The 12,906-nt window shown below is 48.6% G+C and carries 12 protein-coding genes; 2 read left to right on the top strand and 10 right to left on the bottom strand.

Annotated elements, in window-relative coordinates:
- Window positions 1-40: 40 nt before the first annotated feature.
- From AC27K1_RS02375 to AC27K1_RS02335, 9 genes are all read right to left on the bottom strand, one after another.
- Complete coding sequence (locus tag AC27K1_RS02375) at window positions 41-1,057, bottom strand: putative solute-binding protein (RefSeq protein WP_487148044.1); 1,017 nt, start codon at window positions 1,055-1,057, stop codon at window positions 41-43.
- A 58-nt stretch (window positions 1,058-1,115) separates the two neighbouring features.
- Window positions 1,116-2,153, bottom strand: a complete 1,038-nt coding sequence (locus AC27K1_RS02370; RefSeq protein ID WP_487148042.1) for a hypothetical protein — start codon at window positions 2,151-2,153, stop codon at window positions 1,116-1,118.
- Window positions 2,154-2,281: 128 nt separating this feature from the next.
- Window positions 2,282-2,953, bottom strand: coding sequence for an N-acetylmuramoyl-L-alanine amidase (locus AC27K1_RS02365; RefSeq protein WP_487148041.1), 672 nt, complete (start codon window positions 2,951-2,953; stop codon window positions 2,282-2,284).
- 32 nt (window positions 2,954-2,985) lie between these two features.
- Window positions 2,986-3,411: a hotdog fold thioesterase gene (locus AC27K1_RS02360; RefSeq protein ID WP_487148039.1), complete on the bottom strand. Its 426-nt coding sequence runs from the start codon at window positions 3,409-3,411 to the stop codon at window positions 2,986-2,988.
- A gap of 457 nt (window positions 3,412-3,868) precedes the next feature.
- Entirely contained in the window at window positions 3,869-5,092 is a 1,224-nt protein-coding gene (locus AC27K1_RS02355; protein WP_487148038.1) for an MFS transporter, read from the bottom strand.
- On the bottom strand, window positions 5,089-6,330 hold the full coding sequence (locus tag AC27K1_RS02350) for an MFS transporter (protein ID WP_487148037.1): 1,242 nt from the start codon (window positions 6,328-6,330) through the stop codon (window positions 5,089-5,091). The genes AC27K1_RS02355 and AC27K1_RS02350 overlap by 4 nt, the downstream gene beginning before the upstream one ends.
- Window positions 6,331-6,605: 275 nt before the next feature.
- Window positions 6,606-7,094 (bottom strand): SixA phosphatase family protein, encoded by a 489-nt coding sequence (locus tag AC27K1_RS02345; protein WP_487148035.1) that lies wholly within the window; start codon window positions 7,092-7,094, stop codon window positions 6,606-6,608.
- Window positions 7,060-7,371 (bottom strand): DUF4389 domain-containing protein, encoded by a 312-nt coding sequence (locus AC27K1_RS02340; RefSeq protein WP_487148033.1) that lies wholly within the window; start codon window positions 7,369-7,371, stop codon window positions 7,060-7,062. Before AC27K1_RS02340 ends, AC27K1_RS02345 begins: the two co-directional genes overlap by 35 nt.
- A 56-nt stretch (window positions 7,372-7,427) precedes the next feature.
- Window positions 7,428-8,465, bottom strand: a complete 1,038-nt coding sequence (locus AC27K1_RS02335; protein WP_487148031.1) for an NAD(P)H-dependent glycerol-3-phosphate dehydrogenase — start codon at window positions 8,463-8,465, stop codon at window positions 7,428-7,430.
- A gap of 904 nt (window positions 8,466-9,369) precedes the next feature.
- Here AC27K1_RS02335 and fabA point away from each other — a divergent pair.
- Complete coding sequence (gene fabA / locus AC27K1_RS02330) at window positions 9,370-9,885, top strand: 3-hydroxyacyl-[acyl-carrier-protein] dehydratase FabA (RefSeq protein WP_487148029.1); 516 nt, start codon at window positions 9,370-9,372, stop codon at window positions 9,883-9,885.
- A gap of 18 nt (window positions 9,886-9,903) precedes the next feature.
- The gene (gene fabB / locus AC27K1_RS02325; protein WP_487148027.1) at window positions 9,904-11,121 is read left to right on the top strand and encodes a beta-ketoacyl-ACP synthase I; all 1,218 of its coding nucleotides are present in this window, start codon (window positions 9,904-9,906) and stop codon (window positions 11,119-11,121) included.
- A 46-nt stretch (window positions 11,122-11,167) separates the two neighbouring features.
- Here the strand turns inward: fabB and AC27K1_RS02320 are convergent, their stop codons facing one another.
- Window positions 11,168-12,790, bottom strand: coding sequence for a M4 family metallopeptidase (locus AC27K1_RS02320; protein ID WP_487148025.1), 1,623 nt, complete (start codon window positions 12,788-12,790; stop codon window positions 11,168-11,170).
- Window positions 12,791-12,906: the final 116 nt, after the last annotated feature.

The raw sequence follows: 12,906 nt of genomic DNA, 5'->3' as shown, positions 1-12,906 counted from the left end.
TTATTATTATGGTAATGTCGTTTGATCAGGCACCCGCTGATCATTCAAGCTTTTCTGCACACTCAGCCTGTACCGGGTCATATTTACAACGAACCTTGCGCATCAGCTTCAGCATCCTGGCGTCGTAAATCGATTGATCACGGAGTGCGATTCTTGCCTCACGCATAATTTGCCGATAGTCGTCCACTTCTGCGGGATTGGGTTCTACCCAGTATTTATCATCAATTTTATCTGTCGCTTTCCCAATAAACGCGAACGCACGGTCAAAATTGGCCAGTGCCATCTGCCGGGATTTCTGGCCAAACTCTTCTGGAAAGCGATCATGACGAATCACCATCTGGAAGGTCAGCTGGATAAAAATGTGATCAACGACACCACCACCCGGCTCCAGCCCCTTGTACATTTCCAGCGGTTCGTAGGCGACAGCTGGCGCAAAGGTGACATCCACGCTGCCGTTATTGAACTTACCGGCAAAATTCGTTGTATTACCACTGACCGGCGTTCCACCCACCTGTCGCACCAGCTGTTGGGAGACATCGTCACCTTCCATGACAATAATCTTCTTGCCCTGGATTTTGTTGAGACTGTCCCACTCCCGGTCTTTGACAAACGCATAGATGGCACCGGCAGGCATAATTCCTGCCACTTCATAGGGGCCATTGCGCATAAGTTTGGCTGCCTTCGGACTCATTAGCGTCTGAAGGGTGGTTCTCAGGGTTGTGTAATCCGGCAAGGCACCCACTGCCTCCACCGTTGATGTAAAGCGATTGAAGGCTCGCGTCTTGAGACCGGTAAAGGCAGCGGCATCACATTGACCCGCCTTCAACTCATCGACAATGACGCTTTCATCCATGAAGGTCTTCAAGTCAAGATCAACCCCCCAGGACAAGGCTTCTGTCTTGTAGTCCTTCATAAGGGCCAACACATCGCCATTATTTCCGACAGGGTCAAAAATACAGAAGGTATTCTTGCTCAAAGCGGCCTGAACGGAAACGGAACCCGTCAACAGGCAGGCGGCAAACAGTGATAACAGTGGCCGACGAATACGATGGGACATGAAAACCATCCTTTATATTGTTCTTCTTTTTATCAGCTGTACGACAGATCAAACAGACTTAGAGCAAATCATTGATATCAATGGTTTCGATTGCATCCTGCTTATCATCCCAGAAGCGACCAAACGCACCGGTCGGTGTTCTCTTACCGGTTGCGGCAGTCCATAAGGCATCGGAAATGCCCAGCATCTGCTCATGAGCCATGGCATCAATCAACTGGTAATCCGGATCAGGCAAACGACCTTTCTCAGCCTGCGCATGGTCACGGATCAGCTGGCGAACCAAACCTTCATCACCCGCACTGACAGCAGCCATGGCATGGAATATATTTGCCAGCCTGACGCCATTGTTAACACCGGTAGCGCTGGCTTCCTGCAGACGACGCCATGGATCTTCCCCTTCCGGAACAACACCGGGAATCATTACCCATAAGGTCGCACGAATGGCCTTGGGTACACCCCACCATTTCTGGCTATCCAGGCACTGGGCGCTGCGCTCAACGCGGGCGGCAATACTGCGAGGAATACGCCCTTCTGTTGACCGAATATCACTGTTAACCGCCTGTAATCCACCAATCAACCCGAGCAGCCAGACCAGTTCATCCTGGGTAGACTCCAGATCAGGACAACCCGTACCCGGTTCACCATAATATTGACTCAGATGGTGCCACGCCTGGTACTGTCGATCAGCGGCTACCGCCCAGCCACGCTTGACCATGATCCTGGCATCCTGGGCTTCGATGGTATCCCCCCGCAGCAAAGCCCGTTGATAGCGAAGCTCCTGCTCCCGCGCCTGGCTCTCCGCGCATAACGCGGATGACATATACGACATCACCCCCAGCTTGCTGGCGCCTCGACGAAAAGTGCTCATAGACATCAATGCCGGTGTCATCGCATCCCCCATGGCACACCCCATGGCAGGATCGCTGGTGGTCATGACATACGGCATTGCAATGTCTTCTGCGTAGGTCTGGGTATATTCAGTGGCGACATTAAACACCATGCTGCTGCAACCACCCATAAAAACCAGGGAGAACAGCAACGAGAGTTTTGTCAAAAAGAAGCGAGAATCTTTAAGCCTTGAAGAAGTACGCGGCATCCAGGACTCCATGGACCATTATTCTTGTTATTGACCGCAGACTATGACAAGTACGTCAGTACCTGTAAATGACTTTTGACACCAGGCTGACCGTCAAGCCAGCCAAGTTGCAGGCGTGTTTTTGTCAGTCAGCCCTTGTTGCTATTGACCAACTTGACAGCGGTTTCTATCAGGGCACTGATACGCATCCAGTACTGCGCCTTCTCATCCAAATCATCGGGGCTGAATGGTATCATGTCACTTGCGGCTTTTTGCAGATCACCGGGACAAACGGGTTGATGATCCGGCGCTTGCACATCGGGATAACACATCTGCCAAAATCGAGCCCAGTCAAAGCAGGAACCAGGATCAACTTTGCCTCGATAACCGGCTATCTGCTCATGCCCCAGAACCCGGTCAGGATTTAACAATGCAGGATAATGCTGCTTCAGCACCAAAACGACAGCTGCAAGCGATTGATACTGGGCGTCGGTAAAGGGAAAAAGATTCCCGTTAAAGTTCACCAGCTCAATACCAATAGAAAAATCATTAAAGCCGGTCCATTTCTTTACGCCATCATCATAACGGCTCTGCCCGGCATGCCAGGCTCGACAAGCTTTCCCCTTCAGGCAATCAACCAGGGAGTAGACCATACCATCAACATCTATAACCAGATGGGCAGACACACCTTGTCGTGCATCCTGAAAGATGCGCAAGGTATTCGACAAATCTGTTGCCGTGTAATGAAGCACCAGGAACTCTACCGGTATGGTCTTCTGATCCTGGTTTGGACAATCAACCTGGCATAAAGGTAATGTCATTAAAGATCCAGCCTCAAACAAAATAGATCAACCTAAGCCGCAAGGCTTTTAACGGCCATCGTCAAACGAGATATACAGACCAGACGCCCCTCTTCATCTTCAAGAGTGATTTCCCACACCTGTGTAGACCTTCCGATATGCGTTGCTGCAGCTTTCGCAAATACCAATCCTGACTTAACACTACGTATATGGTTCGCATTGATATCCAGGCCAACACAATAGCTCTCATGATCAACGGCCAGGTTTGCAGCCAAACTCCCTAATGTTTCAGCTAATGCCACGGAGGCTCCCCCATGCAACAACCCCATTGGCTGTTTGGTACGGGAATCGACAGGCATGGTACCTAAGACATAGTTGTCACCCACCTCTGTCACGACCATTCCAAGATGCTGACACAGTGTATTTTCTATCCCTCTGTTCAGACCTTCCAGGGTAAACTGCTTTTTCCAAATAGGCATCTTGATACTCTCAGCACTGAAACTATACGACAACAATTAGATTTCAACGAGAATCGCATGTATCGATCCCCTTTGACAACAGCTATCGATATCAGTGGGAAGCTAGCCAGAATTAGCATGACTTTATGCATTGGATTTTCGATTTTTGATAGAGCATTCAGATATCGGAGTTTTGGCACCCAACAAAGAAATACCTGATAAAGAGCAATAGAAGCTATCTAGCTAATCGGACAAAATGGTGGAGCAATTTGACGATAATACACCGAGCCATACCCTCCGAACCTGCCAACAGGTATTTATCAATGCTTTCCATATTCATCAGGCAAAACCCACAAAAACAACTTCACATTATTTAAAGTTATTATATTTCCATACAACCAAACAGCGCCCCTTTAAATCACACAAAAACCATCAAAAAATCAATAACAATTCATCACAATCACGACCATAATCATTTTTAAAACCTGTCTTTTCCATCAAAAAAAACAATAACGACTGAAAACACAAGACCAATCAACAACACACTAAAGGCAAAATGATACGAAAAAACTGACACCTTTCCGCCAGAAACATTTAAAAGGAAACCGATTAGCGGTTGAAATAAAACCGTACCAATCAAAACTTCAACCATATTAACCATACCTAACGCAACAGAAACATGACGCACATCACACCACTTTTTGACTTGCACATAAGGAATAACATAAACGCCACACGCAATCCCCACCAACAACAAGCTGACACTTAACATTTGCTCAGAGACAGGACAATAAATAACAACCCATAACAGGACAATACAAACAACGCCACACAATAGCATTATTCGTCTTGCCTGATGACGACAACCTCCGAGAAGACCAATAAAAGGTGCTCCAATCGCTGTTCCTATAAACACAAAACTAACGATATCCGCAACAGCAACTGAACTATCAAATACTAACGAAAAATAAGGCACAGCCCACATCGCCGCGAAGCAATTAACAAGCGCAAATACCAGCCCACCATAGATGGATACCTTCCAAATATGCTTATTTTTTAAAACCTCAAAGATAACAGATTGTTCTTGAGCGTTATCTTGCTCTTTCAGTTGTGCTCGACAAGGCAAAAGAACACGTGCAAACAATGCCAACAAGAATGACACTATAGCGATTATTAATATAAAACCATCCCAACCAATATCTTCCATCGCTCGAGGGATAAACCACTCTCCGGCAACGGCTCCCATCATGCTGACAACATCCATGATACCTGCCAACAACCCAAACCATCGGACAGCAAATAGCAAGGAGATCACCTCAAGCGTAGAAACAACCCCCGCAGCACTGGCCAAACCCATTAACATCCGTGCGAACATTGCCTGATAAAATCCGGTTGCCGTTAAAAAGACGACACACCCTATTGATAGCAGGCAAGCCGAATAAAATAAAACCCGTTTAACGCCATAACGGCTGATAAAACGTCCCATCGGAATTTGCATGAAAACATAAGGATAAAAAAAACAGGATGACAATAAACCGATACCGGCAATATCAATATTAAAAGCCTGTATCAACTCCGGTACCATCAGACTGACAGAACCCTGCACCATAAACTGCAATGCAACAAACAGACCGCATACGCAGTAAGCAAAAAATGACTGTATCTTTACGTTCCCATATGGCGTCCCTGCCAAATTCATCATATACCGCGCCCCCTTACAAACCATGGATCGCCTGACAAACAGGCGACAAACAATGCAACAATCAACAGTGCAACCAAGGGACTGAAAGCCAGCTTAAAATATTCAGCAGCCAGCGTTTGACCAGGCATCAATTGACGATCCAGTAACCAGCCAACACATGGCTGGAGTACAATACCGCCGATCAGCATACTGCCATTGATGACAGCCATAATCTGTCCGAGCTTTTTACCCGGCGCTATACGCTTAGACTGAAGAAAAGCCAAACCATAGAAACCAGTACCAAATCCAAACAGGGACAGCAAGACCATCATTAAAAACAACGATAATGGCACATACAGTATGATGACAAAATTAATCAATGCCACAATAGCGCCGGCTACCATTAAGACACGGCATTGATTTAGCGCACCTGCCAGCCATCCGGAAAAAAGCGTTCCAAACGCAACAAATAAATACATACTGGCAAGCCCCAGACCTGCCTCATAATGATTATTTGGGTACAGTGTTTCAAGGAATGGTAAGCCCCATAACATGGCGAATACATTGATCATGCTGAACATGCATAAACCATAGAGTGCATTTAACAGCACAGTTCTAAACAATGAAGTATCCGAATCATGACGACCAGAATCATCCATACCAACCTGCTGAGCAGACTGCCCATCACGAATGATCAGGAACGCAGTAATGGCAAGCACCAATCCGGTCAGCGCATTAATCACCATTCCCATACGCCACCCCAGGTGATCGATCAACATTGGCATTATTGTCGCTGCACTGATGCCGCCGGTCACTCCCGCCATTTCAAAGAATCCGACGAATAGCGGAAACCAGCACGGTGCATACCATTCCGATGCCAGCAAAAAAGAACCTACAATGGCAAAGGCGCTGCCACACCCCATAAAAACCCTGCCTAAAGCAACCATCCAGAAGGTATCGGCCCAGGCTATCAAAAGGGATCCACAGGCAATTATGGCTATAGCCAATGGCAATAATTTCCTGCATCCATAGCAGTCGAGCAGTTTACCCGCAGGAAACTGCATCAACAGATAGGCATACCCCAAAGAACTCGCGAGGAGTCCAACCCCGGTCAGATCTATACCCAGACCAGACATTAATTCCCCAACCATGCTTCCCGGCGACGCCTGCATATAAACCTGGTAACAACAAAACAAAGCCGCCACCAGACTTACCAGGTGCCCCCTCATAGAACTGGATGCCACAATCCGCTCTGACATGCCAACGCCCCTCCAGAAATCCCCCGGACATTTATCAACGGTAAAAAAAACTGCCGCGAACATTGGCCGGGTGAATCATCAAAGACATTCCGGCATCAACGATTTCGCAACAGTTTTCGTCAAGGGGTCAGACGCGAGAGTATAGTGAGCAATCCCTGCCCTTGCTTTCCTATCAGACATCAAAGAGAAGCTATGGTTCCGTCCCCAGCATCAAAAAACAGAGACTCTCATAGAGAAAGACGCAGGCCCCCACTGGAAGCCTGAAAATCAGTGAGTCAAGGAAGGTAGCGTATGGCTTCCGTGGCCAGTCCCGGAGCCGCAACGGGAATATCCAGACCAACAACCATGGCCGTTGAGAAAATGATACCCCGTTCCGGGGCATCATCCATCAATAATCCGGTAAGGCGGCTGACCAGGGGCATATGAGATACCAGCAGCCACTGCCCACTGTCCGGCAGCGCACTTAACACCGATCGAACAGGAGTATCTGGCGCCAGCTCTTCACAACCGGATACAGGCAGCTCGGCGAGCAGACCGGCCTGCATAAGTTCTGCCGTCTGCCGGGCGCGTAAATAAGGGCTTGCAAGAATGCCGGTTAATGGCAGGCCTGACATCTGTCGGGCAACTTCTGACACCTGCCACTGGCCATGTTCAGAGAGAGAACGGTTCCTGTCTGCTTCTGCAAAAGGAACCGCCTCACCATGACGCATGATATAGAGCCTCATAACATCACTCGTTCCGATACTGCTCGACAGCTTCAGCATGATCAACCTTGGGCCAATCACTGAACGGGTAGGGTTTCTTATCACTGTTAAAGGTCAGGAAACAGAGAATCTGATAGAGATAACGATTCAATCCCATACTGAACTCCTGCAGATTCAGGTTCGGCTTACCGGTCACCAGCCCAAACAGTGCCTGGGCAACCGCCAGTACTGCCACCAGCATAATGGCTATCTGGCTGACCAGGTAAAAGATCACCATATAGAGGATCCTCAGCCAGAGCGATTCGGACATCAGGTTTTTTTTCAGTTTTTCATCCATAGTTCCACCTCTTCCTCTTCTGTCGACCCTAATGAAGCAATACCTGAGAGAGTCGATCAGGACTCTTTCAGAATAAACTCAACATCGGTTTTCTGCTCACGCAACATCATGGTTCGCGCGATTTCGGCAATATCATGTTGATTAAAGATAATTTCATAAAGCCCGGTAGCAATGGGCATGTAAACCCCCATTTCATCGGCCTTTTCTTTCACAAGACGCAAGGTATTGATACCTTCAGCGACCTGACCCAGCTCTTTTTCAGCGATCTCCAGCGATTTCCCTTGACCCAGGGCATACCCAACCCTGAAGTTTCGACTGAGATTGGAGGTACAGGTCACAATCAGGTCACCCACACCGGCCAACCCCAGAAACGTGAGCGGATTCGCCCCCATGGTGACAGCAAAACGGCCCATCTCGGCCAGGGCTCGAGTAATCAGCAGGCTCTTGGTGTTTTCTCCCATACCCAGCGCTTCGGCAAGGCCCGCCACAATCGCATAGATATTTTTCAGAGCTCCACCAAGTTCCACGCCGTATCGATCATGGTTTGAGTAGACCCTGAAATAATCGCAGTGAAGGACATCCTGAACCATCTGACACAGCGACTCATCCTCACAAGCGATGACTGTCGCTGTGATGCACTTGGCCATGATTTCCCTGGCAAGGTTGGGGCCACTCAGCACACCAATATTGGCCTCCGGCAACTCCTCATGCAAGATATCGCTCATCAGGTCAAAGGTATCAGCTTCAACCCCTTTAGTGGTGGAAACCAGCAACTTGCCATCCACAAGCCCCTTCATGTTCCGGACAACTTCACGAAACGCCTTGCTGGGTACCGCCACAAAGACCAGTTCGCTGTCTTCCAGGGCAAAGGCCAGGTCAGATGTCGCATGGACATGCTCGTTAATGGGAAAACCGGGGAGATAGCGTTCATTGACGTGATGCGTATTCATCGCTTCCGCCTGTTCAGCAGAACGCATCCAAAGTCGGACATGGTTACCTTTGGTCGCGCTTATATCGGCAAGAGCGGTACCGAAGCTACCACCACCAATCACGGCAATCCGATGTTTTTTGATCGATCTATTCTGTTCTGTCATGCACTGTTACAGCTGTTATATCCAATTCACAGATGATACTTGATGGTAAAGGTAAAGCGCGAGCAATTACCCTATCTTTTCATAAATACATCTGTAAGGACGCTAAAAATGATTGAAAGAATATTGTATCAAGCTACGGCGCAGCCAAGTCAGCCTTGAATCAATGTCACACGCAAATTACATCACATAGCCCAGGCAAAATCAGTTATCTATTTGTGCCCAGCAGAGCATTCAGAATGTTCATAGAGAGGATGGCACCTTAGAACACGCTTACATGCTGATTATTGTATGACTTTTACGGAATATTCCTTTCAAGTCGCATAAACGACAAAGTCTGCAGCATTTCAGGAATTGTAAAAGTAAAGCGGCTGAGCCAACACAAAAACACACACCAATGATAATTGCGCAGATGCCAAATACGCCTCCCAAGATCAAAATTTAAAGCACGGAGCAATACATATATAGCTGTCACAGAAGAGATCAGTGAAAGCCAAGAGCCAGACCTGCAAATGCCCACCTCCCGCCAGAACAGTTCTCAACAAACAAACCATTTTTATTCTTTACAAGTATAATATCAGCGCCCAGCAAAGCTTCATGGCAAAGCGATCACAGTACCTTTTATACGCAGTTGCGTAGCAAATTAATCTCTGATGATGCGTTACGATCTGTGTACAGTCGTTTTGTTTTTTGTTACAAATCGGCGATTGTGATTAATGCAGCGATACTCCAGTGTTATAGTGCCACAGTGACACACTATTCAGCACGCCAGGGAAGCACCGTCACCTGCAAGTTTAGACTCCCTGTGCAAGGCGCACACCTACAGTAATTCTCTGCAGTGACTGCCTACAGCTGAGTCCGGCGCTTGATGCCGGATAGGGAAATGATTTGGCCTGACCGGACCTCCATGATGAAAAAAGACTGTTTCAGCCGTGATGAATTGTTGGCCTGTTCCAGAGGCGACCTGTTTGGCCCCGGCAACGCCCAGCTTCCAGCGCCCAATATGCTTATGATGGACCGTATTGTTCGCATCAGTGAAGAAGGTGGCGAGTTCGGCAAAGGCGAGATCATTGCCGAGCTTGATATTACCCCGGACCTCTGGTTTTTCGAATGCCACTTCCCGGGTGATCCGGTCATGCCCGGCTGCCTTGGGCTTGACGCCATGTGGCAGCTTGTGGGTTTCTATCTGGGCTGGCTGGGCAACCCTGGCCGGGGACGCGCACTGGGTTGCGGTGAAGTCAAATTTTCCGGCCAGATACTGCCACGGCATAAGACTGTAACCTATAACATACATCTGAAACGGGTTATCACCCGTAAACTGATCATGGGTATCGCTGACGGTACCGTTAGCGTCGATGGCAAGGAAATCTATGTTGCCAAAGACCTGCGTGTCGGCCTGTTTACCTCAACCGATAATTTTTGACATAACCCGGGTTAATTCATGAGACGAGTCGTAATTACTGGCCTTGGCATCACCTCCTGCCTCGGCAACTCTGCTGATGCCGTGACCGAATCCCTCAGGAACGGTCGCTCCGGCATTCGCCTGAATGAAAGCTACCAAGAAATGGGCTTCCGCAGCCATGTCTCCGGCTCCGTCGAGATCGACCTGGAATCCCTGATTGACCGAAAATTCCTCCGATTTATGGGTAACGCCGCGGCGTATGCCTATATTGCGATGCAACAGGCTATTGAAGACTCTGGCCTGGAAGAAAGTGATGTATCCAATGAAATGACGGGGCTGATTGCCGGCTCCGGTGGTGCATCCTCCAACAATATCATTGAGAGTACTGATACCCTGCGTAGCCGGGGTATCAAGCGTGTGGGACCCTATCGTGTTCCGCGAACCATGGGCAGTACTGTTTCGGCCTGCCTGGCAACGCCCTTCAAAATCAAGGGTATCAATTACTCCATTACGTCCGCCTGTGCCACCAGCGCTCACTGCATCGGCAACGCCCTTGAGCAGATCCAGCTGGGCAAACAAAACATCATCTTTGCCGGCGGTGGAGAAGAAGAACACTGGTCGCAAAGCGCGATGTTTGACGCCATGGGCGCCCTTTCCAGCAAATATAACGATAACCCCGAGACAGCATCACGTCCGTACGATGCCACCCGTGACGGTTTCGTTATCGCCGGCGGCGGCGGCATGGTCGTGCTTGAAGAACTGGAGCATGCCAAAGCCCGTGGAGCGAAAATCTATGCAGAAATTGTCGGCTACGGCGCAACTTCCGATGGTTATGACATGGTAGCCCCTTCCGGTGACGGCGCCATACGCTGCATGAAGCAGACCCTGTCTACCGTTAAGGGCCCCATCGACTATATCAATACGCATGGCACCAGCACACAAGCCGGTGACATTACCGAAATCAACGCCATCAAGGCAGTATTTGGTGATGCCATCCCTGAAATCAGCTCCACCAAATCACTTTCAGGTCATTCTCTTGGTGCTGCAGGCGTACAGGAAGCCATCTACAGTCTGCTGATGATGCAGGAAGGCTTTGTCTGTGCTTCTGCCAACATCACAGCGCTGGACGAAGGCGCCGCGGGCGTTCCTATTATCAAAGGTGAGTCTGTCAAACGGGATCTGAACCGGGTTCTGTCAAACAGCTTTGGTTTTGGTGGTACAAATGCCTGTCTGGCATTTGAAAAATACTCAGGCTAATCATTGGACAAGGGCAACCAGTGGGTTGCCCTTTTTTATCAGGCGATTAACAGGCAGGCGTTACTCCGACCGTTTCAAAAGCAGCGCTAACGGTCTCTTCTGGAACCCCCTCCTGACTGGCCACCAGCTTCACGCCACAGGCAGCATCGGCAAAGCCGGAATCTGGTGTCCAGTGGAGCATATTAGCTCTCAGCATCAAACCAAACACCTTCCGCACATCGCCATCAAGGCGACGGGCCAATTCATAAAAAGCCTTGCTAAAGACGCCGCTACCCAAGTGGTCAACATCACGTTCATCCACATCGTCAAAACTCAGATAACATCCATCGACGCGTAGATAACACCCGGCCGCCCCATAAAGTTCAGGCTGACTAACTGATCTTATGGGGCGTTTACTTTTACTGATTCGATCGCCAAACTGCCAAGACAATTGCTTCTGTCCATAAAGACGCTCATGAGCCTTGGCATCGTGAGATCTTAAATAATATTCAGCCGTGACGGCAGCCATATCCGAGAACGCTTCATTTAAAGCGCCTGCTTCACCTGCCCCTATCAATCCCGAGTGCTGCTGTGTGAAGGCATGACTGATCTCATGCGCCAAAATACCCAGTGATGCAAATGGATAAAATCGCTTCCCGCCATCACCAAGAAGAACACTCACCCCATTCCAGGCGGCATTTTCATAATCAACACCCACATGGACAGCCACCAATATTGATTCACCACCCGCCAGCACAGGCTGCCCGTACCAACGTTCATACATGGCAATAACCATGTTGCCAAAGACATAGGCATCATTGGCTGGTGAAAAAGCGCCGTTCGATTGATCGCCCCGGTTATTGTCACACTCATAATTTAAGGGCATGGAAAAATCATCATTTACCCAATAGGAGCGATTATTCAGCGATACAACCACAAGACGGGTATTCGCCAACAGACAGATGTCATTACTTTGCGTCACAGACAAGAAAGGCAGCCCCCCCTCACCAAACATATACTGACCGGTTTTACCATTCCCTCCCGGCCCTTTATCCCTATAGAGGGACCGAACATTGTCCCAATACTGATAAACGCTCGAATCCACCGCATCAATTAAATAATGAGGCCACTGTTCTGGGCCGTTCTCTGGCCGGACACGAAAACTGACCTGGTAAACAAAATGAGGTGTTCGATTACGATCGATCCATATTACCGGCTGACTATCGCTCTGATATACATTACCTGCAATGCCTGTTCTTTCTGTAAAATCCTCTTTCGCAAAGTCCAGGATCTCCTTACGGAGGTCATCTGTGTGCAACAGATCGTCTATCTGAAGACGTAAACCTCTGGCCAGTTTGCCGGAAAAATTGGCCTTGCTCAGATCCTCGCTTTCATCCATCCCAAAATGAGCAATCACGTTACGCCCCAATACCAGAAACCCCTTGTAGTATTGCTGGTAACGGGCATAGCGGTGTTGTTTATCGGTAAACTGGTGGATCCTGACCAGAGAGTGATCCAGCGACTCAATGTTTTCATCGCTGTCATTACGGTCATCAATCACCGTAAAACCTTTCAATACACGGTGATCAAACAGTTCAAGTCGCAAATCGTCTATCGCAGCATTGGCATGCACAGCCATACACATAGCGAATAGCAACATAAAGCGGTTCAGAAGAGGCTTATTAGCCATAGTATCGTCCCTGAAGTCCCCATCATCCTTGCATGCTGGGCAGATTCACTCTTTTACTTTTACAGGCATTCCAATTTCACTATAGACCTGAACCCAAAATAACTTAAGGCGCCCGG

The organism is Kistimonas ophiarachnellae, assembly GCF_057552235.1.
The sequence above is the reverse complement of the archived record's forward strand: the minus strand, read 5'-3'. Positions and strand labels throughout refer to the sequence as shown.